This window comes from Sphingomonas sp. AAP5 (assembly GCF_004354345.1).
Lineage (GTDB): Bacteria > Pseudomonadota > Alphaproteobacteria > Sphingomonadales > Sphingomonadaceae > Sphingomonas > Sphingomonas glacialis.
On the sequence record NZ_CP037913.1, the window covers coordinates 1061611 to 1088181 of the forward strand.

20 protein-coding genes are annotated in these 26571 nt (G+C 66.5%); 7 read left to right on the forward strand and 13 right to left on the reverse strand.

Translation table 11 applies throughout. From position 1 onward, the window contains the following. Positions 1–560: 560 nt before the first annotated feature. The 7 genes from E2E30_RS04915 to E2E30_RS04945 form a co-directional block, all read right to left on the reverse strand. On the reverse strand, positions 561–3371 hold the full coding sequence (locus E2E30_RS04915) for an MHYT domain-containing protein (protein ID WP_165954464.1): 2811 nt from the start codon (positions 3369–3371) through the stop codon (positions 561–563). A 452-nt stretch (positions 3372–3823) separates the two neighbouring features. After that, positions 3824–5701, reverse strand: coding sequence for an ABC transporter ATP-binding protein (locus E2E30_RS04920; protein ID WP_133187763.1), 1878 nt, complete (start codon positions 5699–5701; stop codon positions 3824–3826). A gap of 308 nt (positions 5702–6009) precedes the next feature. Next, on the reverse strand, positions 6010–7395 hold the full coding sequence (locus E2E30_RS04925) for a DUF1501 domain-containing protein (RefSeq protein WP_133187765.1): 1386 nt from the start codon (positions 7393–7395) through the stop codon (positions 6010–6012). A gap of 1 nt (position 7396) precedes the next feature. After that, positions 7397–9118, reverse strand: a complete 1722-nt coding sequence (locus E2E30_RS04930; protein WP_240699038.1) for a DUF1800 domain-containing protein — start codon at positions 9116–9118, stop codon at positions 7397–7399. Between the two features lie 315 nt (positions 9119–9433). Beyond that, on the reverse strand, positions 9434–10060 hold the full coding sequence (locus E2E30_RS04935) for a general stress protein (protein WP_133187769.1): 627 nt from the start codon (positions 10058–10060) through the stop codon (positions 9434–9436). 23 nt (positions 10061–10083) lie between these two features. Beyond that, positions 10084–10392: a hypothetical protein gene (locus E2E30_RS04940; RefSeq protein WP_133187771.1), complete on the reverse strand. Its 309-nt coding sequence runs from the start codon at positions 10390–10392 to the stop codon at positions 10084–10086. Between the two features lie 84 nt (positions 10393–10476). Further along, entirely contained in the window at positions 10477–10746 is a 270-nt protein-coding gene (locus tag E2E30_RS04945; RefSeq protein WP_133187773.1) for a GlsB/YeaQ/YmgE family stress response membrane protein, read from the reverse strand. A 229-nt stretch (positions 10747–10975) separates the two neighbouring features. Here E2E30_RS04945 and E2E30_RS04950 point away from each other — a divergent pair, with 229 nt between their 5' ends. Both E2E30_RS04950 and E2E30_RS04955 read left to right on the forward strand, forming a co-directional pair. Further along, positions 10976–12391: a helix-turn-helix transcriptional regulator gene (locus E2E30_RS04950; RefSeq protein ID WP_240699039.1), complete on the forward strand. Its 1416-nt coding sequence runs from the start codon at positions 10976–10978 to the stop codon at positions 12389–12391. 52 nt (positions 12392–12443) lie between these two features. Next, positions 12444–12836 carry a DUF1622 domain-containing protein gene (locus tag E2E30_RS04955; RefSeq protein WP_133187777.1) on the forward strand — a complete coding sequence of 131 codons (393 nt, stop codon included), beginning with the start codon at positions 12444–12446 and terminating at the stop codon, positions 12834–12836. 145 nt (positions 12837–12981) lie between these two features. Here E2E30_RS04955 and E2E30_RS04960 read toward each other — a convergent pair whose 3' ends face one another. The 5 genes from E2E30_RS04960 to E2E30_RS04980 all read right to left on the reverse strand — a co-directional run bounded on the left by E2E30_RS04960 (position 12982) and on the right by E2E30_RS04980 (position 18064). Beyond that, positions 12982–13644 (reverse strand): TenA family protein, encoded by a 663-nt coding sequence (locus E2E30_RS04960; RefSeq protein ID WP_133187779.1) that lies wholly within the window; start codon positions 13642–13644, stop codon positions 12982–12984. A gap of 260 nt (positions 13645–13904) precedes the next feature. After that, the gene (locus tag E2E30_RS04965; RefSeq protein ID WP_133187781.1) at positions 13905–14969 is read right to left on the reverse strand and encodes an acyl-CoA dehydrogenase family protein; all 1065 of its coding nucleotides are present in this window, start codon (positions 14967–14969) and stop codon (positions 13905–13907) included. Then, a complete protein-coding gene (locus E2E30_RS04970; protein ID WP_133187783.1) occupies positions 14962–15924 on the reverse strand; it encodes a glycosyltransferase in 963 nt (320 codons plus the stop codon). Before E2E30_RS04970 ends, E2E30_RS04965 begins: the two co-directional genes overlap by 8 nt. Next, positions 15921–17132 carry a bifunctional PIG-L family deacetylase/class I SAM-dependent methyltransferase gene (locus E2E30_RS04975; RefSeq protein ID WP_133187785.1) on the reverse strand — a complete coding sequence of 404 codons (1212 nt, stop codon included), beginning with the start codon at positions 17130–17132 and terminating at the stop codon, positions 15921–15923. The genes E2E30_RS04970 and E2E30_RS04975 overlap by 4 nt, the downstream gene beginning before the upstream one ends. Further along, positions 17129–18064, reverse strand: a complete 936-nt coding sequence (locus E2E30_RS04980; protein ID WP_133187787.1) for a glycosyltransferase family 2 protein — start codon at positions 18062–18064, stop codon at positions 17129–17131. Before E2E30_RS04980 ends, E2E30_RS04975 begins: the two co-directional genes overlap by 4 nt. Before the next feature lie 363 nt (positions 18065–18427). Between E2E30_RS04980 and E2E30_RS04985 the strand changes: the two genes are divergently transcribed. Genes E2E30_RS04985 through E2E30_RS04995 form a run of 3 tightly spaced genes read left to right on the forward strand, consistent with a single transcriptional unit; the run spans position 18428 to position 22514 of the window. Then, entirely contained in the window at positions 18428–20449 is a 2022-nt protein-coding gene (locus E2E30_RS04985) for an HAD-IIB family hydrolase (protein WP_133187789.1), read from the forward strand. Next, complete coding sequence (locus E2E30_RS04990) at positions 20446–21606, forward strand: glycosyltransferase (protein WP_133187791.1); 1161 nt, start codon at positions 20446–20448, stop codon at positions 21604–21606. Before E2E30_RS04985 ends, E2E30_RS04990 begins: the two co-directional genes overlap by 4 nt. Next, on the forward strand, positions 21603–22514 hold the full coding sequence (locus E2E30_RS04995; protein WP_133187793.1) for a galactosyltransferase-related protein: 912 nt from the start codon (positions 21603–21605) through the stop codon (positions 22512–22514). Before E2E30_RS04990 ends, E2E30_RS04995 begins: the two co-directional genes overlap by 4 nt. On the opposite strand, the gene E2E30_RS05000 is transcribed toward E2E30_RS04995, so the two are convergent. After that, a complete protein-coding gene (locus tag E2E30_RS05000) occupies positions 22448–23593 on the reverse strand; it encodes a glycosyltransferase (RefSeq protein ID WP_240699040.1) in 1146 nt (381 codons plus the stop codon). The genes E2E30_RS04995 and E2E30_RS05000 overlap by 67 nt on opposite strands. Positions 23594–23738: 145 nt before the next feature. Between E2E30_RS05000 and E2E30_RS05005 the strand changes: the two genes are divergently transcribed. Both E2E30_RS05005 and E2E30_RS05010 read left to right on the forward strand, forming a co-directional pair. Then, a complete protein-coding gene (locus E2E30_RS05005) occupies positions 23739–25778 on the forward strand; it encodes a M3 family metallopeptidase (RefSeq protein ID WP_206365644.1) in 2040 nt (679 codons plus the stop codon). Positions 25779–26143: 365 nt separating this feature from the next. Then, positions 26144–26569 carry a fasciclin domain-containing protein gene (locus E2E30_RS05010; protein ID WP_133187797.1) on the forward strand — a complete coding sequence of 142 codons (426 nt, stop codon included), beginning with the start codon at positions 26144–26146 and terminating at the stop codon, positions 26567–26569. Positions 26570–26571: the final 2 nt, after the last annotated feature.

The window sequence follows — 26571 nt, forward strand, 5'->3', positions numbered from 1 at the left end:
CATCCATGCAGGAGATATCCCCATGGCACTCAGCGACAGCCTCTATGCGTTCGTCTGCCCGAACCGCTCGAAGCTCTGGCGATTTACGTATTGGACAATGACAAGAAGCGGCTGTCGCCCGGTCGCTATCCGAGGCTTGGCCTCGCGGTTGCGTGGCATCGCGGCGGGGGAGCCAAGCTGACATTGCAGCAGGGCCGGGACCCGCGCTCAGGTGGTGCCGGTTTCGTGGACACCAGGATACAGAAGGTTTTGGAACCGCACGGTGAAATGCGACAGCGCAAGTTCGCGCGCAAATTCCAGCGCGAGGTGACGGAGTTTAGCTGCGATCAACGTCCGCGGTCACATTGGCTGCGCATGACCTGGCTCTGTACGAGAACGTCCAGCGCAATCCCGTCTGCGAACCCGAAGCCCATCCCCCGTCGGCAGTCGCTGACACCGACCGGATGAAGCCCGAGCAGCAGGACGCGGTCAGTTCGGCGCAAAACGAGAGCGAGACAAGTGGCCGGGGTTGCGCAGCTTCGGGACCACGTGGATGTCGTCCTGGGGCCGCGCCGCCCGTTTCAGTTTCTCAACTGGCTCAAGGCCGCTGCCAGGTCGTCCCTACGGAATGGTTTCGTCAGCCGCGGAAGGGTGGCGTCGATCCCGGCTGTTTCCGCGTAACCCGAGACGATGAGCACTGGGCGCTCCGGGGACAGGTCGCGCACGGCGTAAGCGAGGTCGGTGCCGGTCATCCCCGGCATCAGATGGTCGGTCACGAGCACATCGAATCGAACGCCCGCGCCGATCAACCGCATCGCTCCCTCGCCCGAGCTTGCCTCGATGACGTGATATCCCAGATCGATCAGCATGTCCGCGGTGGTCATGCGCACCAAATCCTCGTCATCGACGACCAGTGCGGTGCCGGTGGCGACGTGCGAAACGATCTTTTCGACGGCCATCTCGACCGGTGTTTCCCCGGCGCTCACCGGTAGCCACAGCTCGACGGTCGTGCCGACGCCGGTCTGACTGTGCAGCGTGAGCGCGCCGCCGAGCTGCGAGGCCAGTCCGTGGACCATCGACAAGCCCAGGCCGGTCCCTTTGCCCACACCCTTGGTGGAAAAGAATGGCTCGGTCGCGCGCGCGAGCGTTGCCTCGTCCATTCCGGATCCGGTGTCCGAGATTGCAATGCAGAGATAGCGGTCGGGGTTGAGACCAGAGCGGTGGCCTTGCCCAATGGCCGCGGTGCTCGCCGACAGGCGCAACGTGCCGCCATCCGGCATCGCGTCGCGCGCGTTGACCGAGAGGTTTAGGATGGCCATTTCGAGCTGGTTATGGTCGGCGCGCGCGCAGGGTAGGTCGGCGCCTGCGTCGATCACCACATGGACTTGGGGGCCGGTGGTGCTCGATATGAGCTCGCCCATCCCGCTCACGAGCTTGCCGATGTCGACCGCCACGGGTTGGAGCGGCTGACGCCGCGCAAACGCCAACAATCGCTGAACGAGGATCTTCGCGCGCTCCGCCGATTGCATCGCGCCCGCGATCAGACGCTGCTCGCGTTCCCCGCCGACGCCCTTGCGCTGGAGCAGGTCCAAGCTGCCGATGATCGGCGTGAGCAGGTTGTTGAAATCATGCGCCACGCCGCCGGTCAGCTGACCCATGCTTTCCATCTTCTGGCTCTGGCGCAGCGCCTCTTGCACTTCCTCGCGGTCTTTGAGCGCCGTCGCTATGCGGGCTTCCAGCGTCGCGTTGAGCTCGCGCAGTGCTTCCTCGGCCCGCTTACGCCCCGTGATCTCGACGACCGTGCCCGCGACGCGGAGGCAGCGCCCCGTTTCGTCGAAGACGCCGCGACCCTTGGCGGCGATCCAGCGGACGATCCCGTCCTCCTTGCCGACCGTGCGATACTCCACGTCGTAGAGCGCGCGCTGGCCGGGATCGATCGCCGCGGTGAACGCGACGGCGGTCGGTTCGCGATCTTCGGGGTGCAAGCCTTCGTAAAAGTCCGTCAGCGTGACCGGAACGTCGGGAGAGATGCCGAACATCGCCTTGGTGCGCGCGGGCCAGACCAAGGCGTCGTTGACGACGTCCAGATCCCAGAAGCCGATCTCGGCATTGTCGACCGCGAGCCGCAGGCGCTCCTCGCTTTCCCGCAGCCGCGCCTCCGCGCCGATCCGCCCGACATGCGCCCAGCACCGCTCGACCACCTCCTTGACGAGCAGGATCTCGTTTGCGGTCCAATCGCGCGGGTGGTCCTGATGCACCGCCATTATAGCCGAAAGCTGACCGTCGCCGCCGATCAGCGGGCAGCAGATGATCGCGTCGATCGAGATGCCCTGGAACATCTCGCGCCCACCGCCGGGCTCAAGTTCGCGGGCGATATCGCGCAAGACGACCGCCTCCCCGGCGCGAAGGTTCTGCGATGCGCGGGGCCCGAACAGGTCGAGACTGTATGCCCCGACCGAACTTTCCTGTCCCGGCGCGGTATAGTCGCTCCGGATCCAGAACCGGTCGCCGTCGCGATCGACGTCTGCGTAGGCGCAGCGCGATGCGCTCAGCTTGCGCCCGAGCAATTCCGAGGCGGCGCTCATCGCATGCCATGCGTCTGACGACCGGAGCAGCCGGTCGTTCAACTCGCTGAAGAAGTGCAGGCGTTCCTCGCGCTCGGCGCTTGTCCGCAAGAGGTGCTCGACCCAAACCGCCGCCAGGCCGAGCAGCAGAACGAACAGCGTGACCAAGCCGATCGCGGTCGCCAGGTACGCCTGTCCCAGGCTCGCAAGCCCGTTCGCCTCGCCGACGCCGCGCGACCGCGTGAACGTCGCTGCGTACATTCCGACGTAATGCATGCCGGCGATGGCGAACCCCATGACGACCGAGGCTCCCGCGCGGCCGCCCGATCGCTGATCGCGACCCGCCAGCCAGACGGCCAATGTCGCAGCGACGATCGCGATCGCAACGGAAACGGCAACCCATCGCGTGTCGTAGCGCAGGGTCGCGGGCATACGCATCGCCGCCATCCCAAGATAGTGCATCGAAGCGACGCCAGTGCCGATCAACAGGCCTGCCGCGAGCATTTTGGAAACCGACGCGCGCTGCCAATCGACGATCGCCAGGCCAGCGCCGGTGAACCCGATCGCGAGACATAGCGAGAGCAGGGTCGGGGCGAGCTCGTAGCGCATCAACATGCCGGGCATGCTGAATGCGAGCATCGCGACGAAGTGCATCGACCAGATCCCGCCCCCCAGCGCAGCCGCAGCCGCCGCGAGCCAGGCGGCGCGGGAACGGCCGCTCGAGCGCCGGATCCGGCTCGCGAGACTGAGCGCGGTGAACGATCCGATAATCGCGATCACGATCGACAGGGAGACGAGATATGGGTCGTGAACCCCGGTCATGGTCATGAAGCGACATTTCCACAGAGAACTGACGTTCGCAACTCCGGCGCGGCCGCGCGCAGCGGATCTGCGTGAGGAGGGGCGCATGGTTCGCCCGTTCACCCCGATGTGTCGCGGCTGCCGTAGCGTAACTCCGACCGAGCCCAAACCGAGCTTGCAAAACTAGAAACCGAACTGGCCAAGAAAGATCAAGTCGCCGTGGTTTCTCGATAAAACCCGCAGAGGAGGAAACGCATTTCGGGAGTGCGCATTCGGCAACCGCCGCCGTGGGGCGCAGTCACGAACGGGAAGGCTGTGCTGTCGGAGTCGGACGAGCCGTTCGGCACTGTCGCCCGCAACGCAATTTCGATCGCCCGCGTGAGGGAGGAGGACATAGGCCGCCGCGCCCCATTCAGCGCATAAGGTTCAAGGTGCCGCCAACGCGGATTGCCGAGTACTGCAATTCGGGCAGGTGCCCGTCACCGATAGCCCGCGGCCTGGAGTTCGAACAACTCGGCATAGCGGCCGCCGGCAGCGAGCAGATCGCCATGGGTCCCGGATGCCTCGACACGACCGTTGCTGAGGACGAGGATCCGATCCGCCATTCGCACGCTGGAGAAGCGGTGCGAGATCAGCACGGCCGAGCGTCCGGCGCTCAACTCGCGGAACCGTTGGAACACCTCATACTCCGCTCTCGCATCAAGCGCCGCCGTGGGCTCGTCAAGAATCAACACCTGGGCGTCGCGCATGTAGGCGCGGGCGATCGCCATCTTCTGCCACTCGCCGCCCGACAGGTCGACGCCGCCCTGGAACCGCTTGCCGATCATCTGGTCGTAGCCGTTCGGCAGGTTGGCAACCACACCGTCGGCGAGCGCGGCGGATGCCGCAGCCTCGATCCGCTCGCGATTGCCACGCGCTTCGATACGGCCGACCGCGATGTTGTCGGCGGCGGGCAGATTATAGCGTACGAAGTCCTGGAAGATCACGCCGATCGCGGCGCGCAGGCCGTCGAGGTCGTAGTCGCGCAGGTCGCGTCCATCGAGCAGGACGCGGCCCTCTACAGGATCATAGAGCCGCGAGAGCAGCTTCACGAGGGTGGTCTTGCCAGCCCCGTTCTCGCCGACCAACGCCAGCACCTCACCCGGAGCTAACGTGAACGACAGATGCCGCACCGCCCATCGTTCGGCACCTGCATAGCGGAAGCCCACATCCTCGAAGACGAAGCCTTGCCGGACCGGATCCGGGAACGGCAGCGCTCCCGCGGGCGAGCGGATGCCCGGCTCGGTCCGCAAGAAGGAGAACAGGTCGTCGATGTACAATGCCTGCCCAGCGGTCGAGGAAAAGCCGGTGAGCAAGTTTTCCAATAGCCCACGAAGCCGCAGGAACGAGGCAGCGAGGAAGGTGAGGTCGCCGATCGTGATGACCCCGCTCACCGCGCGCCAGGCGATGTAGGCGTAGGCGGCGTAATAGGCGATCGTACCGAGGGCTGCGAAGCCGGAGCCCCAGACTGCGCGGCGCAGCGCCAACCGTCTGCTCGCCTGGTAGGTGTCGCGTGAGATGGTGCGATACCGGTCGATCAGGAACGGGCTGAGGCCGAAGATCTTGACCTCCTTGGCCGTGTCCGCGCTTGCCGCGACCTGGCGGACATAATCGAGCTCGCGGCGTTGCGGCGTGCGGACGTAGCTGAGCGCGTAACTCAGCGCGTTGAAGTGCGCCTCGCCGAGGAACGAGGGTACCAGCGCGATGGCGAGCAGGACGATCAGCCACGGCGCATAGACGACCAGGCCGGCGGCGAAGCTCAATACCGTGACGATGTCTTGTACCTGTCCGAACAGCTGCCCCATCAGCGACATGCGCCCGCTCGCCTGCATGCGCGCGCGATCCATGCGGTCCTGGAAGGCTGCGTCTTCAAAGTCGGCGAGATCGAGGGTGGCGGCGTGCTCCATCAGCCGTACGCTCGCGTCGTTGCTGACACGGTCGGAGAGCAGCCCGTCGACCAGCGAGACGGCGCGGCCGAGGAGATCGGAGGCGACCGCCAGAGCGAACTCGACCAGGAGCAGCACCTCGAGCCGGCCGAGCAGACCGGAGCCCAGCCAACCCGCGAGGCTATCGGGGCGAACTGCGAGGTGACTTAAATGCACGACCTCGTCGATGATGAGCTTGCCGACAAACAGCGTCGCCACCGGAAGCAACGCACGCACCAACCGTACGGCCACGGTCGTGGCGGTCAGCTGCCAACTGCTGTCCCACACCATTGCAAGGAACGGTGGCAGGTTGCGCAACGCACCGAGCCGCTCGCGCCAGCTGGTCGGCCGGGGCGGAACACCGCCACGACCCTGTCTGACGCCGAGCGCCATTCAACCCTTCCGGGACGACATACTGGCCGCTTCGTACCGGGGTCGGGAAGGGGATAAGGTCATCTGCATACGCACCCGATACACAATCGGTACCTGGGTTGGCAGGGGTACTCGAAGTTTCCCTCTCGATGCTGCGAGCAGTTCGATCCGAGCCGAACGGCGCCGACACCTGCTCGTCGAAGGGACCGGCGTGCGCGACTGATGCATGCGTGTCTAAAGTTTGCTCGGAAATGCAGCCGGGAGAGACGGCTTGTGGGTCAATTGGCAGGCATTCGCTCCACGATGACGCCGCGACTCCTACGCTGAGATCAGACGAAACCGAGATTCCAGGACGACGGATTGTAATTGCCGATGTTCGGCAACACCGTCGGCATGGCGCCGGCCGACACGCCGAACCAGCTCGCTAGCGTCGCGGCATATTGATCGACCGAGATCGTCGGCAGCAGGCGGCCTTGTCCGACATCGTCGGCGGTGCCGTTGCCGATCGCCGGCGGGGTGCCGTAGATCTTCCGGCCGTTGACCGCGCCGCCCATGACGAAGTGCATCGAGCCCCAGCCATGATCGGCACCGCTGGTGTTCGACACGAGCGTGCGGCCGAAATCGCTCGCGGTGAAGGCAGTCACTTGGTTGGACACGCCAAGCGCGACGGTCGTGTCGTAAAAAGCGCGCATCGCATCGGCGACGAGCCCGATCTGTGTCGGATGCGCGGTGGCGAGGTTCTGGTGCATGTCGAAGCCGCCGAGCGAAACGAAGAACACTTGCCGTTTGGCGCTCAGCGTTTGCGACACCGAGATCATCTGCGCGACGATGCGCAATTGCAGCGCGAGCGCGTTGGTCGTCGGAAAGAGCGGGAAGTTCGCCGCGGGTGCGCTCGCCAGCGCGCTCGAGACCTGGCTGTAGAGGTTGAGCGCCCGCGCGCTCACCTTGCCGTGTTCGTTGGCGAGGATGTTGCCCGAGGACGCGGTCATCAGCGTGCGCAGCGTCGATGCGGCGGTGGTCGAGCCGTAGAGGCTCGTCGCATTGTTGATCAGCGCGGTCGGGCCACCCGTGCCGATCGCATATTGGATCGCCTGTTTGCCGGCGAGGTACACCGCATTGCCGCTGGCATTGATGCACGTCAGCGTCGCGGTGCCGTTGCCGCTTTCGAACAGATCGCCCATCCGCCCGCCCCAGCCCGAGGTCGCGCCTTCGGGGCTCGATGCCTGGAAATAGCTTTGCTGGTCGTTGTGGCTGAACAATTTCGGCGGCAGCCGGACCGAGGCGGCGCTGTACTGCGCCTTGGTCGTCGGCTGGACGAGCGTGCCGACGTTGAGCGCGACCGCCATCTTGCCGGCGTTGAACCCCGGGAGCAGCGACGCCATCGTCGGCGCCATCGCATATTGCCGCCCGCCGAGGCTGTTGGTCGGGCTGAGCGCGGTCGCCGCGAGCGCATCGCGGGCGTGTGCGATGTTCGAGCGCTGCGCCTGATAGAGCGCATAGCTCTCCGCGTCGTAGGGCGGCAGCGTGTTGGCGTAATCGTTGCCGCCGTACAGGAAGATGCAGACCAGCGCCTTGTAGTCGCCCGCCGTCGCTGCTGCCGCTTCGCCGATCGCGCCAAGGCTGGTCACGAACGGTGTCGCGACGCCCGCCAGCCCCAATTGCGCCGACCGGCGAAGGAATGCGCGCCGTGACTCATCGTGATCGAAAACGCTCATGTCACTTCACCGTCAGATAATCGGGCGACGCAAGCGCCAGGAGGATCGCGATCTGAACACGGGTGCTCGCTCCGTTGGTCGCGCTCGCCGCGACGCTATCCACCGCGCTCTTGATCGAAGCGATGGTGGTCGCGGACAATTGCCCCGCCGCCAGCACCGTGTTGACCTCGTCGACCAGCGCTGCGCTATCCGATGCCTTGGTCAGGATATCGGTATAGTCGGCCTTTACGTCGCCGATCCCGCTGGCGACGAGCGTCTGCATGAAATTGACATAGGCGACGACGGACTGTTCGTTGGTGATCTGGAACTCGGGCGCAACGAGCCCGGCGGTGGCGATCGCGGTGTCGGGCGGGGTGTAGCCGGGGCGGAACCAGTTGAAGACCGTCTGGCTGCGCCCCATCGCCTGGCCGAGCCGCGTCGTCGTGCTCGACGTGTCGCCGATCGCCCAGGCGGCAGACGGCGATGTGACCCCATAAGCGCGCGCCCAGCTCGTCAGTCGCAGCACGGGTTCGCGCAATTTGCCCGCCGCAGTCGCACTCAGCGTGGCGTCGCTGCGCGCCTCGGTATCGAGCAGGATCGCGCGGAGCACCGCTTGCATGTCGCCGCGCACGCCCTTGCCGTTGTCGGCGAACACTCCCGCCACGCGCCCGATATAGCCCGGCGAGGGATTGCTCGTGACCAATCGCTGGATGAGCTGCTTCGAGACGAAGGGCGGTACGTTGGGATGCGCGAAGATCGTGTCGAGCGCGGTGTTGACCGCCGCCATGCCGCCACCCGACACGCTGGTGCCGAGAAAGCTGGCGCTCCCGGTCTCGTTGAGCGCCGCGTTCATCACCAGCGGGGCTCGGTAGACATCGGGCGTGGTCGTGCTGCTCGAGGCGAGCGAGAGGCCGGTGAACACGCGCGCGAGGCCCGAGACGTCGGCTTGAGTATAGGTCTCGAGCGGGGCACCGTTCGCGGTCTTGATGCTGCCGTCCATGTTGAGCTGGTAGAGCCCCAGCGTGAACAGCTGCATCAGCTCGCGCGCGTAATTCTCGTCGGGCTGCGATCCCGTCGTCGCATTGGCCTTGCGATTACCGAGGAAGGTGAGGAACGATCCCATCGCGGGATTGGTGGTGATCGCGCCAAGGATCTGGCGATACGTGCTGAAGGCGTTGTCGAGCAGCACGTCGACATAGGCGGCCGTCGCAAATGCCTTCCAGTTGACGTTCACCCCGTCGATGCCGACCACCAGCATGTCGAGCAGCGCCATGCCGACGCGCTGGCGCAGCTGGTCGGGGTCGGAAATCATCCCACGCCACATCGTCGGATCGAAGCCGGTTTGGCTATTGATGTTGGCGGCGGCGTTGTAGCCGTTTGCGACCAGCCAGTCCCAATGCGTCGTCGTCCGGGCTCGCGCGAACTGTGCAGTCAACCAGCCATCGAAACCGGACGACACGACCTCGGTGATCATGGCGCGCGTCGCACCCATCGTTGATTGCGCTAGAAAGCGGCTCGCCTGGCTGGACGTGATGGCTTGCGCCACCACGATCGGTGGCGGCGGGCTGCTGCTGGATGCGCTGGAGCTGCCATCGCCGCCACATGCCGCCAGCGCGACGGCGGGGGTCAGCGCGCCGATCGCCTTGAGGAGAAACGATCGATCGATGCCACCTGAGTCGAAATCAGCATCCGCAACGCGATCGTCGCTAGGGCGCGGCAACAACACGGTGTCCGAAATTCGCATTACCATCACCCCACCACGACCTTTCCTTGCGCCTGGAATGCGGGTTCGCGCAAGTGCCATGCGCTCGAAAGATCATGACAGGCCTAACGGCGGTTGTGGCGCCACGTCACTTGATCTCGACTGCGCGATGCAACGAAAAACGTCATATTTGATCGCGGGTCAGAGGCCGAGGCAAGGCAGACCAGCTTCAAACGCCCCAACAGGGTGAGGGGGCGGACTGGTAGCGGGACGCTGCTCAGGACGACCGAGAGGCCATGCCTGGGGCTTGGTGCTGCAAGTACGGTCCGTCCCCTAAAGGACGGACCGTCTGCGCGATCAGAGGCTCGACGTGTTGCCGTAGCGCGCGCGCTCGGCCGCAACGTCGTCGTCGGTGTAGGCGGGCGCCGTGTCGTCGAAGCTGTTCCAGCCCGACTGGCGATAGGCGGCGCCGCGCGTGGTGGCCTCGACCGACTTGTTGCGCTCGAGCACCGCCTCGGCATCGGCTGCGAGCGCATCGTCGACTCGCGCGCTGACCAAAGTGCCGCCGCGGCGTACGCCCTCGGAATAGACGTTTGCCTCTTCCTCGGTATGGCCCGCTTCCTTCAGCGCCCCGACGACCCCACCGGTTGCTGCGCCACCGGCCGCGCCGATGCCAGCGCCGACCGCAGTGGACGCGAGCCAGCCCGCCGCCACGATCGGACCCAGGCCTGGGATTGCGAGCAGACCGAGGCCAGCGAGCAAGCCGCCCGCGCCGCCCAGCAGCGCGCCGGTCGAGGCGCCACGCGTCACGTCACCGTCGTCATTGACGTCGTCGATGCCGGTCGTGCCGTCACGGTCGGTATGGTCGCGCGAGTTGGCGATGATGCTGAGGTGGTCGTGCGGGACGCCGAGCCGTTCGAGTTCGTTCACCGCGTTGGTCGCGTCGGCATAGCTATCAAACAGGCGGGTGATGGTCTTGGTCATGATGTCTCTCCTGAAGGTGTCGCTTAGCGGGTTGTAACGTTGCCCTTATAGTCGAGCCCGACTTGCACCCGCTTGCCATGGCGCATCGCCACGCCACGCCAGACGCCGTCGCGGTCCTTCGCCAGCTTCGAGACGCCGGCATAGCCAGCCTTGGCGATCCGACCGCGGGCCTGCGCTTCGGTGAACGAATTGCTGCCGCTTGCCGGGGTCGCGACATGACCGACGTCGCTGTCCTTGATGGCTGGGTTGTGCGATCCGGGATGCCCGGACTGCGCGAACGCGCTCGACGACAATGCCGCGACTGCGGCGGCGGCCAAAATGATACGCTTCACGATTGCTCTCCTCTGATCGGTACCGACTGCACCGCGATCCTAAAAATGCCGCGGCGATCCGGAGCCGGATCGCCGCGTTGTCCCTCAGCGAACGGTGCCGCGACGAAGAAGGTTGACGATCGCAAGCAACACGACCGCGCCGAGCAGCGACACCAGGATCGACTGGATATTGATGGCGCCATCCATGATCGACGCGCCGCCGATGAGCGGGGTGATGACGAAGCCGGCGAGCAGCGCGCCGACGATCCCGACGACGACGTTGAGGATGATCCCCTGTTGGCCGTCGGTCCGCATGATCATGCTGGCAACCCAGCCGATGAGGCCGCCGACGACGAGAAGAATGATAAGGTTCATAGGTAAAGCCCTCCAGTTTTGGTAAGGCGACTAAAACCAAGGGGAAGGCGTCGATGTTCCGGTTCCGCCATCCGCGGCCACGGCTCGGATTGGTTGTTTCGCATCAGCACGATTGGTATATTGCCGCGCTGGAGAGGGAACTTGCAGCGCTGTCTTGCGCTTCGACACGATGATCTCTCGCACAAATCGCCCCGTTCACGGTCCCACGCTCCATCATCTCGAGCAGTTGATGGAAAGTCTGCTCGCCGGCGTCATTCTGATGGACCCGACCGGCGTCGTCCTCAGCGCCAATGCCGCTGCGCTGGAAATGCACGGCGTCGACAGGGTCGAGGATCTGGGCGCCACGGCGGACGATTATGCGCAGCGCTTCTGCCTGCGCTACCGCGACCAGCGCCGCCTGCCGCGCCGCGAATATCCGCTCGTGCGCTTGCTCGCGGGCGAGAGCTTCCCCGACCTGATCGTCGAGGTCGCGCCGCTCGGCAGCAACACCCCGCGCTGGGTCCATCAGGTGCGCGACGTCGCGATGGACGACGATGGCGGCGAACCCGACTGCCTTGCGCTGGTCATCCACGACGTGTCGGAGCGCTTCGACGCGGAGGACCGCTTCGAGGCGATGTTCCAGGCCAATCCCGCGCCCGCGATCATCGTCCGCGTGTCGGACCAGCGCTATGTCCGGGTCAATCAGGGCTTCCTGGATCTCGGCGGCTATCATCGCGGCGACATCGTCGGTCGCAGCCTGTTCGAGCTCGACCTGCTGGCCAACGTCGATCGGCGCGACCACGTCAAGGACTGCGTCGCGGCGGGCAAGGTCATCCCGCAGCTCGAGGCCGAGCTGCCGCTCGCCGACGGATCGACCAAGCTCGTCATCCTTGCCGGTCAGCCGATCGAGGTCGAAAACGACCCGTGCCTGCTGTTCACCTTCGCCGATCTCGAGCCGCGTCGCCGGGCGGAGCGTGCACTGGAGACCAGCGAGCAGCATTTCGCGACGGTGTTCGACATGGCGCCCGTCGCGATGGTGGTGACGAAGGGCGACGACTATCGCATCATCAACGTCAACGACGCGTTCCGGCGCCTGACCGGTTATTCCGGGCACGATGCCATCGGCAAGGTCGCGGACGATCTGCAGCTCTGGAACGACGCCGCGCAGCGCGAGGGGCTGGAGGCGGAGATCGTGTCGCGCAGCGGCTTTCGCGGGCATGACGTCCGCGTGATCGGCAAGGACGGCGAGCCGGTCGACTGCATCGTCTCGGCCGAACGGATCAGCGTGCGCAGCGACGAGTGCGTGCTCTGGCTCTACCAGGACATCAGCGCCCGCCGGCGAAGCGAGCTGGAACTGGTCGAGGCGATCGAGGCGGTGATGAAGGACGCCAATTGGCTCAGTCGCTCGATCATGGACAAGCTGGCGACGCTGCGAGGCCCGCGCGGCGCGGCACTGGTGAAAAAGGATGCTGCCGATATCAGCCCACGCGAGCGAGAGGTGCTCGAACTGATCTGCCAGGGCGTCGACGATAGCGGCATTGCGGAAAAGCTCGCGCTGTCGCGCAACACGGTGCGTAACCATGTGGCGCGGTTGTACGCGAAGATCGGCGTCAACCGCCGCAGTGCGGCGATCGTCTGGGCACGCGAACGGGGCATCGAAGGGTGAGCGCGACGCGGTCTTTCGAAAGGCGCGACTTGAACCCGCGCGGAGGTATGGGATGAACACCGCTGGGGCGCACGCCTTCGTCGATCAGCTCGCCAAGCTGCTCGAACTCGTCGGCGTCGGAATCATCATCGGCGGGGTCGCGCTGGCGGCGGTCCTGTTCGTGCGATCGGGAGCGCGCAGTGGCCAGTGGCAGGCCGCCTATCAGGACTGCAGGTCCAACCTCGGTCGCGGGATCCTGCTCGGGCTCGAGTTGCTGGTCGGAGCGGACATCATCTCGACGATCACCGCACCGCTCACCGTCCAGAGCGTCGCGCTGCTCGGCGGCATCATCGTGATCCGGACCTTTCTCAGCTTCTCGCTCGAGACCGAGATCGAAGGCTGCTGGCCTTGGCAGCGCGCCGGCCGCGACCGGAGCGAGCGGGAAGGCCCTACCTCGCCCGGCTAAGCACTTTGGCGGGTCGATTTCGCACGCAGCGAACCGTAGAACAGCAGATTACGCGGCCGAGCGCTGGCAGATGGTCGGGGTCAGCCAACAGACTCCGACGGGGTGAAGGGCGTATCGACGCCAAGGGGCGCGCGTAATCGAGATGCTATATCGGCCAGTCGAGCTGCCGATAGGCGGAATCCCAGAACATCCATTCGTAGCGGGTGGCCGTACGAAAAGCCTTGGCCATTGCCGCGCGGACCGATGGCGTCGCAAGGCTTGCGGCGTGGTCCACCAAAGCGCTGACCCGACGCGTTGCTTCGCCGAACCCGGGGTCGGCATAGGTGGTGATCCACGCCTCGTACGGGTTGGGCGATCCGGCGATCGATTTGATCGCGCATCCAACCTCCCAATACACCGAAAAGCAAGGCAGGATCCCGGCGATCAGTTCCTCGTAGCTCCGCGTGGCAGCGAGGCTCGCAAGGTATCCGGTATAGCCGAGACAGACCGGGCTTGGCTCGCTCATGGCCACCATCGCGGGAGTGATATCGAAGTGTCCGAAGAAAGTCTGGTGCAGGATTTCCTCGACCTGCACCGCAACCTTGGCGCCGTCGGAAAATTCGAGCCGAGCCGCAGCACTGGGCGCCCGCGCCGCGGCGATCGCCAGGACGCGTGCGTACTCGGCCAGATACAGGCTGTCCTGCACGATGTAATGCCGAAAGCTGTCGGGCGCGAGCGATCCGTCGGCGAGTTCTGCGAGGAACGGCTGCGCGAGGATGGACTGTCGCAGCGGGGCAACGTCTTCCCATACCGCGTCGCAAAAGCTCATCGTAGGATCCTCCCTGAAAGTCTTGCAACCGCCATGCAGGCTGATGCGCCCGCCGTCACTCGCCGATTGCGGCAGCAGACCGGGGCGCGCCGGGACATTCCCGTCATAGCGCAGGTTCGTATAGCGGCGCGGGCCGCGGCTAGTGCACGCTTGGCAAGGCTGCCTCGAGTCCGTCATCGAACTTTTTCGGCTGGTCTCTCGTAGGGCACCGTGACCGGTATCCCGACCGCGCCGAGGCCCGACCGGCAGCTCGATTTTGGCTAAGCGACGAACCAATCCGCCGTCGCGACGCGTAGTTTGCCGTCGAGATCGGCCTGGCGGAGATACAGGCGAAGATCGCGCGACAGCCGACCGATCTCGCTGCCGCGGCGATGCATCGCGGTGCCGTTGATGCGCTCGACCAGCGCCAGCAGGCGCGTTGCGGCTTGCTCGATCGCTTCGCGCGCGAACAAGGTGGTCGCCACCGCCTCGCCCGGGGGCGCTTGCAGGGTTTCCACCGCGAGGCAGGCGGCGCGGGCCCACAATGCGGCGCCCTTCGCCTCCATCGCCAGATGCCCGAGCCGATGCGCGGCGAGCGGGTCGCCGCGACTGCCTGTCCGGTCCACCTGGTAGGAGGTCAAGCGCGCCAACCGCTCCATCGCGCCCGCATAGCAAGCGCACAATCGCCACACTCCGCCGTTGAAATCGGGCTCGATGAACAGCGCATCGACCGCGCCGAGGCAGTCTGCCGGCCCCGCCGGGAGCCCCGTACACTCGAACCGGCCCGACTGGCTGCCGACCATGCCGTCGACGTCCCAATCGAGGATTTCGCCGCGCGCGGGATCGGTGGCGTCGGTCAGCACCATCCGCAGCCCATCGGCGACTCGCGCGGTGACGATGGCGAGCGTCACGTCGCCGAGCCCCGAGGCGAACGTCTTGACCCCCGTCAGCAGCCCGTCGGCGTCGATGCTGACCGGTTGATCGCGCTCCGCACCCCAGACGCCGAGGATCGCGCCCGCGACGACCGCATCGCAGACCCGGTCCTGCTGGCTCCGGTCCCCATGGCGCAGGACGAGCTTGATCGCGTTGACATGCCCTTCATAGATCCGCGCAAGCGGGAGGCTGGCGCCGCCCAGCGTCGCCAACAACGCGAGCATCGGCTCTGCGCCTGGCGCGCTCGTTCCCCAACCGCGGCCACCACGATCCGCCGGTAAGGGCGCCGAGAGCAAACCGGCGTCGGCGAGCAGCGCGAGTTCGCGCGTCGGTCCGCGCTCACCGCGATCGAGCGCTTCGTCGCCAGCGCGGATCGCCGCGAGCAGATCATCGGCCAATATCGTCTCAGGCATTCGAGGCTATCCAGTCGCGCAGGCGGTCGATTTCGGCAGGGAGGTCGGCCGGGCGCAGCCGGGGGGCGATATGCGATTTGCGCACGGTCGCCGCCCACGCGGCGCCGAAGGTCGATCGATCCGTCGCATCGGCCCGCCATGTGGCGCGTGCGGCATGACGCGCTCGCCACATCGCAACCAGCGCATCGGCAGGCGCGAGCTGGTCATCACACAGATAGTCGGCCGCCAGCCGCAGGCGCAACGCGTCGGCCATGCCACCGCCGGCGCGTCCGACCAAGCGAGCCGAGGCCGTGACATGCGGCGCGCGATCGTGGCGGATGCGACCATCCGCCAGCTCGACCGCGGACAGCAGCGCGCGGTCTTCGCCGGTCGCCAGCGCGGGCACCCCGCCGACCCGCTCGAGCATCGCGCGCGTTATGCCAAGATTTGCGCCGCAGCGTTGGGCGTGGCGGGGGGCGGGGTCGTGCACGAGCGGATCGAACAGCGGCTCGGCCTCGGCGATCAGGCCGAGATAGGTCCATTCGAGCTCGCCGATCCGCAGCGCGGGGGCGGGGTGGAGCGACAATTCCGACCAGTCCGCGCTGACCCGCCCCGCCACCGCATCGGCGCCGCCCGCAAAGGCCGCGCGATGCGCGCGGACCCAGTCGCGATCGGCAACGCAGTCGGCATCGGTGGTGAGCACGATCGTCCCAAGCTGCGCAGCCTGCGCCATCGCCATGCGCCGCGCGGCACCCGCGCCGCGTTCGTGATCGGCGAAGGCGTGCTCGATGACATGGACTTGGATCGCGCGCGGCGCGCGCGCGATCGCGGCGGTCGCATCGCTGCAATTGTTGGCGACGACGACCGCGACGATCGGCCCGGGATCGTCCTGCGCGGCGAGCGAGTCGAGGCATCGCCCGATCCGGTCGGCTTCATCGTAAGCGGGTATCGCGATGGCGACGATATCGCTGATCATACCCGGGCCATCACGTCGATCCTGAGTCGATCGGTGCGTTCGGCGTGGATCCGCGTCCAGCCGGGAAGATGCGCGATCGCGATCTCGGCGGCCATCTCGCCGGTTATGATGGTCTCGGTCTCGCCGAGATAGCTGGCCAAAAAGACGCGCGCATCGGGCGTGGCCGACCGTTCGATTGCGGCCATCAGCGCGACAACGCCGTCGAGGCCGAGATAATACAGCATGTCGCTCGCGACGATCAGGTCGAAGCGCGCGTCGGGCATGTCCTGCGGCATCGTCCGCTGCTCGAGCACGACGTTCGCGCGCGCGCCGATGCGATCGCGTGCCGCGCTGAGTGCGGCCAGCGAAGCGTCGGTCGCGAGCAACCGGTCGCACAGCGGCGCGAGCTGTTCGGTCAGCGCGCCGTTCGCGCAGCCCAGTTCGAGCGCGGAGCGATACCGGCGCCCGGACAGCGCGGCGACCGTCCGCTGGAAACGATCGCGCTCATAGGGCTCGCTGTCATAGCGCCACGGGTCGGGCGACTGCGTGAACAGCGAATCGAAATGCGCGGCAGGGATCGCGTCGTTGCTCCGGTCGAGGCGGTCATAGGCGGTCCGCACATATTCGACCGTGGTGAACGCGTCGCAAATGTCGGGCGCGAGCGAAAATCCCGCAACCGGGTCGAGCTGGCTCCGGTGACAGGCGAGGGCTGCCCGCTTGCGCGCGGCGAAATCCCCGACCGGGGTGGCGTCATAGCCAGTCGGGTCGAACCGGCGATCGACTCGCTGGCTCACCGGCATCACTTGAAGCACCCGGCCGGTACCCGAGCCGATGATGCGGCTGGCGAGGCCGAACGCGGCCTTGTGATCTGGGTGCCCGTCGGCAGGATCGGTGACGAGAATCGTATCCGGCGCAGCGTCTGCGACAAATGCCGCGAGCGCGGCCATCTGGGGGCGGGGGATTGCGGTGCTCGACAGGCCGCCATCGGGTTGGTCGAGGAAGAGGAGCGGGGGGACATATCCCAGCATGCGCTCGAGCCCGGCCCGGCATTCTTCGCGCCGCAGGCTCGCCAAGGTCGTGGCGTCGCGCCCGGGGTCGGACGCCGCGCCGTCGGTCGCGACGATGACGGCAACCCGCGCACCGGCCTGCGCGGCGCGCGCCATGATCGCCCCCGCGCCCAGGATTTCGTCGTCTGCATGCGGCGCTATGACGAGCAGCGACTGGCTCATGCGAGTTCCGCCACGATGGCGTCGAGCCGGACGCGCGTCGCTGGCGTCAGCGCGATGTCGGTGGCTACGATTAGGGGTTGCGGCAGAGACGCAAACGCAATGCCTAGGTCGGCGAGATCGATCGGGACTGGGGCGGGCGTGGTTCCCGGACGCCAGTCGGCGATCGTCTGCCACAAGGCCGTGCGATCGTCCCTGCGCCGGGCACTCGCATAGCCCGTCGCGGTGGCTGCGGTCAGGCTATCGGGTTGCTCGTATTTGTCGAGCAGGACATCGTCGATGAACCAGATATGCGCGCCAGCCATCAGCGCGCGGTTTCGCAGGTCGCGATCTTCCTCGACGCTCTCGGCATAGCCGCCGATCCGGGTGAACAGATCACGCCGAAACAGCCCGCTGTTGATCAACACCCAGTCGCCGGGCGGCCCTGCGGAGAATTGCAGATTGGGAAAGAAATCCTCGACCAGCGACAGCGTGCGGGCGATGCGCGCCGCGCGACCATCCGCGGAGACGAAGCGATGTGCGGTCAGCACCAAGTCGAGTTCGGCCGGCGCATCCGCAACCTGGCCGCCGCCTGCAAGATGCCAGGGCGCGCAATCGGCAGCCACGAGACCGGTGCGCGCGAGCGTGCGCTGTTGGCGGAGCAGCTTGTCGATATGCGGAATGTCGTCGGAATCGTGGAAGGTGATCGCATCGAACGCGAACAGCGCAAGCGCGACATTCTTGGCAGCCGCCGTGCCGAGGTTCCGGTCGAGCTTGATGTAGCCGAAGCGGGGATGGCCGAACCACTGCGCACACGCGGCTTGGGTTTCATCGGTCGATCCATCGTCGATCACGACGACGCCGACGTCGTGCTGCGATTGCGCCAACGCCGCTTCGACGGCACGCACGATCTGATGCGCGCGCTGGTAGGTCGGGATCGCTATGAGACTTTGCATGGGCGACCTGACGCGGGGAAAATGAGAGCGGTCCGAAGGATCCAATCGTGCCCGATTTCGACGATGCCACTCTGCCCAGGTCCGCTGGGTATTTTATTTTCTGCGCGCATTCTCGACCTCCACATCACCGCTGAACGCGTGTCTCGCGGATTCGACGCCTCAGGCCGTGAGTGCAGGGCGATGTCATGCGTCGAAATACCCGCCCACTAAAGAGTAGGAGCCTTCGCGCTGATGCAAATCAATATAAAATCCAGGGCAATTGGGGTTCGCATGCGCAACCTCACCATGAACCCTGCGTTAATGGGGTCGGCTCCGGCAGGGGCACCTATCCCGTGACTTGAGGTTTTGCGTCCCTTGTTCATCATGTCGATTGCCCTTGGCGGGTGCCTTAAAGGCCCGCCCATCGAATTCGGCCTGACCGAAGATACCGGTGGACATATTACCTATGCGCTGGGGGCCGCCCAGGCGTTGGCGCAACGCGGCGATGTCAACCGGGTCGAGATCGTCACGCGCTTGATCGAAGACGGGATTCTGGGCGCGGCCTATGCGGTCCCGTTCGAGCCGATCACCGAAAAACTCGCGATCCGTCGCATCGGAACCGCCGATCGGCAATACCTCTGCAAGGGCGCTGCGGCGGCCGATCGTCCCGCTTTCGCCGCGGCGTTGATCGCGCACATCGCGACGCTCGAGCGGCGCCCCGATGTGATCCATGCCCATTTCGCCGACGCGGCCGACGTCGCTGCGGCGGTTCGCGATCGGTTCGGCATCCCGTTCCTTTACACCGCGCACTCGCTCGGCATCGACAAGGCGAACCATGCGACGGGGCTTAGCGAGGCGATCGCGCCCCGGATCGCCGACGAGAACCGCGCGATCGCTGCCGCCGATGCGATCATTGCATCCTCGCGCGACGAAGCCGAGCGGCAGCTGATGGCGTATCCCGCGGCGTGCCCCGCAAAGATCCATTGTGTCCCGCCCGGGGCCGGGCTCGCGCATACCACGCCAAGCGATTTGACCCGCGCCCGCGCGTTGATCGCGCCGTTCCTGCGCGATCCCGACAAGCCGATGATCCTCGCGATCGCGCGGCCCGTCGCGAAAAAGAACCTCGGCGGGCTGATCGACCTTTTCGCGGGCGATGCCGGGCTACGCGATCGCGCCAATCTGGTGATCGTTGCGGGTCTGCGCGACGGCCCCCACACCGGCGAGGATGAACAGCGCAGCGTGATCGCGGGCCTGCTGGCCGGACTCGACCGCCACGATCTTTACGGGACGCTGGCGCTGCCCAAGCGCCATACCGCCGACGATGTTGCCGCGCTCTACGCGCTTGCCCGCGAAACGCGGGGCATCTTCGTCAATCCCGCGCTGACCGAACCTTACGGACTGACGCTGACCGAAGCCGCGCTGCACGGTCTGCCGGTGGTGGCGACGTGTCACGGCGGTCCTGCCGACATCGTCGCGCGACTGGGCCACGGCTTGGTCGCCGATCCGCGCGATCCTGCGAGCTTCGCGGCTGCGATCACCACATTGCTCGACGACGAGGTGGCATGGGCGCGGGCGTCGAGCGCCGGACGCGTAAATGCGCGGGCGCTCGACTGGCATGGCTATGCGGCGCGGTTCGTCGCCATCGTCGAGGGTCTCGCCGCAGTCGCCCCGGCGAAACCGCGCCCCTCGCGCTTATTGCTCTGCGATATCGACAATACGCTGACGGGGTGCACCGTCGGAGCGCTCGGCATGGCGGCGTATCTCGAGGCTGAACCCAACCTCGCCTTCGGGGTTGCGACCGGGCGATCGCTGCAGGAAGCCGAGCGCTTGCTCGGCGAATGGGGGCAACCCGCGCCCGACGTCCTGATCACCTCGGTCGGCGCTGAAATCTACTGGCGTCACGGTGCGCGGCTCGTCGCGGACGCCGACTATGCCGCGCACATCGATCGCGGCTGGGATCCGGCGGCGATCGATGCGCGCGTCTCGGGTCTTGCAGGCGTCGAGCGCCAGCCGGCGGTCGAGCAACGCCGCCACAAGCGCAGCTATTTCGCCGAGGAGCCCGCAGTGGTCGCTGCCATCCGCAGCGCGGTCGCCGATCTGCCGGTGCGCGTGATCCACAGTCACGGGCGGTTGCTCGACATCGTTCCGACGCGCGCTGGCAAGGGTGCCGCGATGCAATGGACGGCGCTCGCCTTGGGCGTCGCGCCCGATCAGGTCTATGCCGCCGGCGATAGCGGCAACGATCTCGATATGCTCGCGCAGTGCCAGAACGGCATCCTCGTCGCCAATTACAGCACCGAGCTTGCCGAACTGATCGGGCGTCCGACGATCTACCTCGCACGCCGCGCGCATGCCGCCGGCGTCGTCGAGGGTATGCGCGCCTTTGCCATGGCGCGCGCGGCATGACGCGGCCGATCGGCTATTTCGTCCATCATCAGGGGCGCGGCCATGCCGAACGCGCCGCGGCGATCGTCAATGCCTTGCCCGCTGACCGTCCGGTAGTGCTGTTCTCGGCGCGCGCCGACATCTTCCCGCCGCTTGCTGCGAACGTCACGGTGCGCACGATCCCGTCGCTGTTCGAAGCGGTCGGCGACGAGCCGGCCGGTCTGGCAAACGCACCGACGCCCGCGAACCTCCATTGCGCGCCGCTCGGCTGGAAGAGCATCACGCACGCTGTCGCGGTCATCGCGTCGTGGTTCGATACCGCCCAGCCTGCACTGTTCATCACCGACGTATCGGCCGAACTCGCGCAGCTCGCCCGGATCGCGTCGGTTCCGTGCATAAGCGTCCTCCAGCACGGCGACCGTAACGATCCGGGGCATATGGCGGCGTATGAATCGGCGCTGGGGATCTTGGCACCCTATGCGCCGACGCTCGAACAGCCGGGGCGGCCGGCGTGGATGCTCGCAAAGACGCACTATGCGCCGGGCGTTGGGGTTGCGGTCGACACGATCGAGCGCGACGCTGCGCGGACTGCGCTTGGCCTGCCGCTCGATGCCGAGATCGTCGTCGTGATCGCCGGGGGCGGGGGTACCGGCACGCCCGCGACCCCGCTCACGCTTGGCGCGCGGGCCGAGCCGAACGTGCTCTGGCTGACGATCGGGTCGGTCGAACACGAGTGGCACGCGACGGCGCCCGGCAACCTCCGGCATCTCGGGTGGGTCGATACGCCCGCGCTGTATATCGCGGCCGCGGATCGCGTCGTCTCCTCGGCCGGCAATACGACGGTCCATATGATAGCGGCGGTCGGGCGCCCGTGGATCGTCGTGCCCGAATGGCGCTATTTCGACGAACAGCTGTGGAAAGCGCGGATGCTCGATCAAGCCGGCACGGCGACCATGCTCGAGCATTGGCCGTCGCATGTCGGCGCCTGGACCCAGGCCTGGGCGCACGCTGCGTCGCTCGACCTGTCGCGGCAACGCGCGCTCTACGACGCCACTGCGGCACGGGATGTCGCCGCATGGCTGTCGCGCGTCGCGGACTCGGCCTGGACGCCGCCCCGGGTTGCCGCATCGCCCGAACTCGCCCCTGTCGATCAGCTCCTTTGTGAAAGCCTGTCATGACCGTCTCGATCTGTACGCTCGCCCATGGTCGCTCGGCGCATTTGGTCAACGTCGTCCGTGCCCTCGATCTGCAGACGCAAACGCCCGACGAGTTGGTGATCGCGGTGATGCAAAACGAGGCGTATGACTTGCCCGAGACGCGGTTTCCGGTGCGGCAGATCCTGATGGGGGCCGACGGCATCCCGTTGGCATCGGCGCGGAATGCCGCCGCCCAGGCCGCGCATGGCGAGAATCTGATCTTTCTTGACGTCGACTGCATTCCCGAGCCTTCGCTCGTCGCGGACTATGGCACGCAGTTGCGATCGGTCGATGCCGTGCTGATGGGGGAGGTGTTGTACCTGCCGTCGGGCGCCACCGCAGAGGGGCTCGATTTCGACCGGTTCGCCGCGATCGGGGTCAAGCATTCGGACCGGGCGGGGCCACCGGTCGAGGCACTGGGCGATTGCACCGACTATCGCTGTTTCTGGTCGCTCAACTTCGCGATGCGGCGTGCGACGTTCGTCGCACTCGGCGGCTTCGATGAACGCTATGTCGGTTACGGCGGGGAGGACACCGATTTCGGGCGCGTCGCGATGACCGCGGGCGTGCCGATCAACTGGGTGCGCGGCGCGCGAGTCTATCATCAATACCACCCGCACCACATGCCGCCCGTCCACCATATCGACAGCGTGATCGCCAACGCCGCGCGCTTCCGCGACAAATGGGGGCATTTCACGATGGAGCATTGGCTCAAGGCGTTCACGCTGATGGGCTTGATCACGCTGCGCGACGGCGAGCATGTTCGTTTGCGGGAAGTCGGCGAGGACGATCTGGCGCTGACCCGCCAGCAGGCCGACCAGCCCTATGCGAGCACCTCGGTCGTGCTGGCGCAGCTCGAGGCGCGCGCGCCCGCGATCGCGGCGGCATAGGCGGCTTCATACCCGTCGAGCATCGATGTCAGCGAGAACTCGCGTGTCACGCGTTCCCGGCATGCGGCACGCGGAAACGCTCGGGCGCGACCGATAGCCTTGGCAAGCGTCGCGGCGTCGGTCGCGAGCGCGCCGCAATCGCCCACGACTTCGCGCATCGCCCCGCGATCGAGCGCTGCGACGGGGACGCCGCACGCGAGCGCTTCCGCGGCGATCAGGCCGAACGGTTCGTCCCACATCGGGGTCGAGAGCAAGACCGATGCCGCGCCGATCGCATCGACCAACGCCTCGCCGCCCAGATGGCCGTGATAGACCCGGGCCTCGTCGAGCAGCGGTGCGACGTGATCGGTGAAGTAATCCATGCAGTCGATCGGCCCGATCACGTCCAGGCCTATGCCGGCCAGACGCGCCGCCTCGAGCGCGACGGCGGTGCCCTTGTTCGGCGTTATGCGCCCCGCCCAGACCGCCCGACCGTTGCCGGTCGAGCGGAATTGCCAGCGTGCGGTGTCGATGCCGTTATGGACGACCGAGGCTGTGTCGGGCGGGGTGGTCCACCACGTTGCCAGATGCGCCCGAGACGTGGTCGTCTGAAGCATCCAGGCTGCAATATTGGCCGCGATCGAGTCGGCGAGGCCCGCGAAAGGAGGGACGTGGAGCGACGTCACCATCGGTTTGCGATCGCGCTTGGCGAGCACGTGCAACGTCGGGTGCATCGTGTTGTTGTGAACGATATCGAAGTCCCCTCCGGCGATCTCGTCCCAGGCGTGACCGAAGGCGACGTCTTGGAATGCGGTGAGGTCGCGTGTTCCGTGCCATTGCGCCCACGGCAGCACGGCCTCGTAATGGCGTTCGGCGATGGGGTGAAGCGGCAGCGCAGGGTCGCTGTCGCCGCTGGCGAACAGCGTGACATCATGGCCGCGTGCGACCAGCGCCGTGACGAGCTGATGACAATGCGCTTCCATGCCGCCCATGAACGGCATTGCAATCGGATGACGAAGATGCGCGATAACGGCGATCCGCAAGGGCGCACGTCCGTGTTTGGCGGCACGCTTTGCGTCGATGGGCTCGGAGATGGTCATCAGGTCGAAACACCCCAATCGAGCTTTGGTGCCCACCAGCGTAGCTGGCAGCCGAGCCCCTCGTAGCCGAAAATAATGCCCGTGCGATTGCCGCCGACGGCGCCAATACCGCGTTGATGGTTTGAAACCTGAAGTGGATAAAACGATGACGAACCCTCTGCTCGACACGCTGGACCTGCCGCGTTTCGGCGATATCCGGCCGGAGCACGTTGCGCCCGCGCTCGACAAGGTCATCGCCGACCATCGCGCGGTGGTTGCGCGGATCGTTGCGACGCAGCCGCGCAGCTTTGCCGAGGCATGGTTGCCGCTCGAGCGGGCAGACACTGCGATCACGGCGGTCTGGTCTGCGGTTTCGCACCTGCACGCTGTCGCCGACACGCCCGAACTGCGCGCCGCTTTCGTGGCCGGGCAGGAAAGGTTGGTCGAAAACAGCCTCCAGGTGATGCAGAACCAGGCGGTGTATGCGGTGCTGGTCGCGCTCGCCACAACATCGGAATTCGCGGCGCTGGCAGACCCTGACCGCGCCGCCGTCGAGCACAGGATCCGCGATTTCGCCCTGGCAGGCGTCGCGTTGGAGGCAGCGGAGCGCGCGCGCTTCGCGGCGATCTCGGTCGAATTGTCGCACCTGTCGACCGCATTCGGCAACGCCGTGCTCGATGCGACCGACGCCTGGTTCGAGCATGTCGAGGATGCGGCCGTGTTGGCCGGCATTTCGGAGGCCGACACGGCGATGTTCGCGGCCGCGGCCGCCGCGCGCGGACTGCCCGGATGGGTCGTGACGCTCCAGATGCCGAGCGTGAACGCCGTCCTGACGTTCGCCGAGGACCGCGGCCTGCGCGAGCGGGTGTATACCGCATTTGGCACGCGCGCATCGGATCAGGGACCGCATGCGGGGCAGTTCGACAATTCGAGCCGGATCGCGGCGATCCTGGAACTGCGGCGCGAGGGTGCGCGGTTGCTCGGCTTCACTGATCCGGTCGCGTGGTCGCTGGCCACCAAGATGGCGCCCGACGCCGTCGCGGTGCTGGCCTTTCTCCGCGATCTCGGTCGCCGGGCGAAGCCTGCCGCGACCCGCGAATATGCCGAGCTGGCGGAGTACGCCGCCGACCATCTGGGGACCGCGGCGCTTCAACCGTGGGATCTGGCCTATGTCTCGGATCGGCTGCGCGCCGCGCGCTATGCCGTCGACGAGCAGGCGGTGCGCGCTTATTTTCCGGTCGAACGCGTCATCGCCGGCTGGCAGCGGCTGCTCGATCGTCTGTTCGGCATCCGCATGATCGCGCGCGCCGACGTGCCCGTCTATCATCCCGATGCCTGCTATTACGACGTGACGGACGAGGATGGCGCGGTCATCGCCGGGATCTATGTCGACTTGCACGCTCGCAGCGGCAAGCGCGGCGGCGCGTGGATGGCGCAGGCGCGTCCGCGGCTGAAGGATGGCAACAGACGACAGGTGCCGGTCGCCTATCTCGTCTGCAACTTCGCACCGAAAACCGAGGCAAGCCCTTCGCTGCTCACCCACCGGGAAGTGGTCACCTTCCTGCACGAGACCGGGCATTGCCTGCACCATTTGTTCACGCGCGTCGATCGTCCCAGCATTGCCGGCACCAACGGGTTCGAATGGGACGCGATCGAGCTGCCGAGCCAGTTGATGGAGGATTTCGCCTGGGACCGCGACGTGCTGAGCGGCATGTCGGGCCATCACCAAACCGGTGCGCCGTTGCCAGACGGGGTGTTCGACAGGCTGGTGGCGGCGCGCCGGTTCTTGTCGGGCATGTTCGTCGTCCGCCAGGTGGAATTCGCGCTGTTCGACCTGCTGCTGCATCTGGGCACGCTGGGCAGCGACCCGATGGAGGTGATCGAGGCGGTGCGCGACGAGGTCGCGGTGGTCCGCCCACCGGCATGGCACCGCTTCCCGCACGGCTTCACCCATATCTTCGCCGGCGGCTATGCATCGGGCTATTACAGCTATCTGTGGGCGGAAGTGCTTGCGGCGGACGGGTTCCAGCGTTTTGCGGAGGCAGGATTGGTCGACCGCGCCACCGCCGCTCTGTTTCGCGAAGAGGTGCTTTCGCGCGGTGCGAGTCGTCCAGCCGCAGACAGCTTCCGCGCCTTCCGCGGTCGCGATGCGGACCCGCAGGCAATCCTCGTCCGTCATGGCCTGGCGATGCACACCGACTGCTGATCGCACCGTTGCCGATCGGCGGATCGGCTACGCTCGAGAATCTCAGCAAGGCCGCGGTCGAGAGCTAATTCTCCTGAGCGGGAACGCGATGCGCGCGGCATCGCGCACTCGGCGTGTTACAGGGGCGTACGGATTGCACCGCGTGACCGCCCCTTCACCCAACGCAGCAGCATCAAGGGGACGGCGGGATCGCATATGCGGGGCAATCTCGTAGGGGTGAACGCCAAGGTGGGCCAAAGCCCGTATTGGGAGTCCGCTGTCACTATGGGAAGGCGACGTCGCGTCGGGGCGCAGCGATACCAACTCGCAAGAGGCGGTATGCGCTGACTTCAGGCGCGACACCGGCCCAGCCAAAGGATTCCATAATGACCGATCCACGCCACGATATCGTCGATACCGCCGTTGCTGCGGGTTCCTTCTCGACCCTGGTCGCCGCAGTGACTGCTGCAGGCCTTGTCGAGACGCTGAAAGGGGCCGGCCCCTTCACCGTGTTCGCGCCGTCGGACGACGCGTTCGCAGCCCTGCCCGCAGGGACCGTCGAGACGCTCGTCAAGCCCGAGAACAAGGACCAGCTGACCGCGATCCTCCTCCTCCACGTCGTTCCCGGCAAGGTGATGGCGGCTGATGTCGCCGGCCAGGTGCTCGACCCGGCCACTGCCGGCGGTGCGACCGTCCATGTCGATGGAACGAATGGCGTGACCGTCGACGGCGCGAAGGTCGTCACTGCCGACATCGAGTGCACGAATGGCGTGATTCACGTCATCGACGCCGTGATCTTGCCCAAGGCCTGACC

Excerpts from the sequence above, each read along its gene's own strand:
- E2E30_RS04915 (WP_165954464.1), bottom strand. The coding sequence starts at position 3,371 with ATGACCATGACCGGGGTTCACGACCCATATCTCGTCTCCCTGTCGATC.
- E2E30_RS04920 (WP_133187763.1), bottom strand. The coding sequence starts at position 5,701 with ATGGCGCTCGGCGTCAGACAGGGTCGTGGCGGTGTTCCGCCCCGGCCG.
- E2E30_RS04925 (WP_133187765.1), bottom strand. The coding sequence starts at position 7,395 with ATGAGCGTTTTCGATCACGATGAGTCACGGCGCGCATTCCTTCGCCGG.
- E2E30_RS04930 (WP_240699038.1), bottom strand. The coding sequence starts at position 9,118 with ATGCGAATTTCGGACACCGTGTTGTTGCCGCGCCCTAGCGACGATCGC.
- E2E30_RS04935 (WP_133187769.1), bottom strand. The coding sequence starts at position 10,060 with ATGACCAAGACCATCACCCGCCTGTTTGATAGCTATGCCGACGCGACC.
- E2E30_RS04945 (WP_133187773.1), bottom strand. The coding sequence starts at position 10,746 with ATGAACCTTATCATTCTTCTCGTCGTCGGCGGCCTCATCGGCTGGGTT.
- E2E30_RS04950 (WP_240699039.1), top strand. The coding sequence starts at position 10,976 with ATGGAAAGTCTGCTCGCCGGCGTCATTCTGATGGACCCGACCGGCGTC.
- E2E30_RS04955 (WP_133187777.1), top strand. The coding sequence starts at position 12,444 with ATGAACACCGCTGGGGCGCACGCCTTCGTCGATCAGCTCGCCAAGCTG.
- E2E30_RS04960 (WP_133187779.1), bottom strand. The coding sequence starts at position 13,644 with ATGAGCTTTTGCGACGCGGTATGGGAAGACGTTGCCCCGCTGCGACAG.
- E2E30_RS04965 (WP_133187781.1), bottom strand. The coding sequence starts at position 14,969 with ATGCCTGAGACGATATTGGCCGATGATCTGCTCGCGGCGATCCGCGCT.
- E2E30_RS04970 (WP_133187783.1), bottom strand. The coding sequence starts at position 15,924 with ATGATCAGCGATATCGTCGCCATCGCGATACCCGCTTACGATGAAGCC.
- E2E30_RS04975 (WP_133187785.1), bottom strand. The coding sequence starts at position 17,132 with ATGAGCCAGTCGCTGCTCGTCATAGCGCCGCATGCAGACGACGAAATC.
- E2E30_RS04980 (WP_133187787.1), bottom strand. The coding sequence starts at position 18,064 with ATGCAAAGTCTCATAGCGATCCCGACCTACCAGCGCGCGCATCAGATC.
- E2E30_RS04985 (WP_133187789.1), top strand. The coding sequence starts at position 18,428 with ATGTCGATTGCCCTTGGCGGGTGCCTTAAAGGCCCGCCCATCGAATTC.
- E2E30_RS04990 (WP_133187791.1), top strand. The coding sequence starts at position 20,446 with ATGACGCGGCCGATCGGCTATTTCGTCCATCATCAGGGGCGCGGCCAT.
- E2E30_RS04995 (WP_133187793.1), top strand. The coding sequence starts at position 21,603 with ATGACCGTCTCGATCTGTACGCTCGCCCATGGTCGCTCGGCGCATTTG.
- E2E30_RS05000 (WP_240699040.1), bottom strand. The coding sequence starts at position 23,593 with ATGACCATCTCCGAGCCCATCGACGCAAAGCGTGCCGCCAAACACGGA.
- E2E30_RS05005 (WP_206365644.1), top strand. The coding sequence starts at position 23,739 with ATGACGAACCCTCTGCTCGACACGCTGGACCTGCCGCGTTTCGGCGAT.
- E2E30_RS05010 (WP_133187797.1), top strand. The coding sequence starts at position 26,144 with ATGACCGATCCACGCCACGATATCGTCGATACCGCCGTTGCTGCGGGT.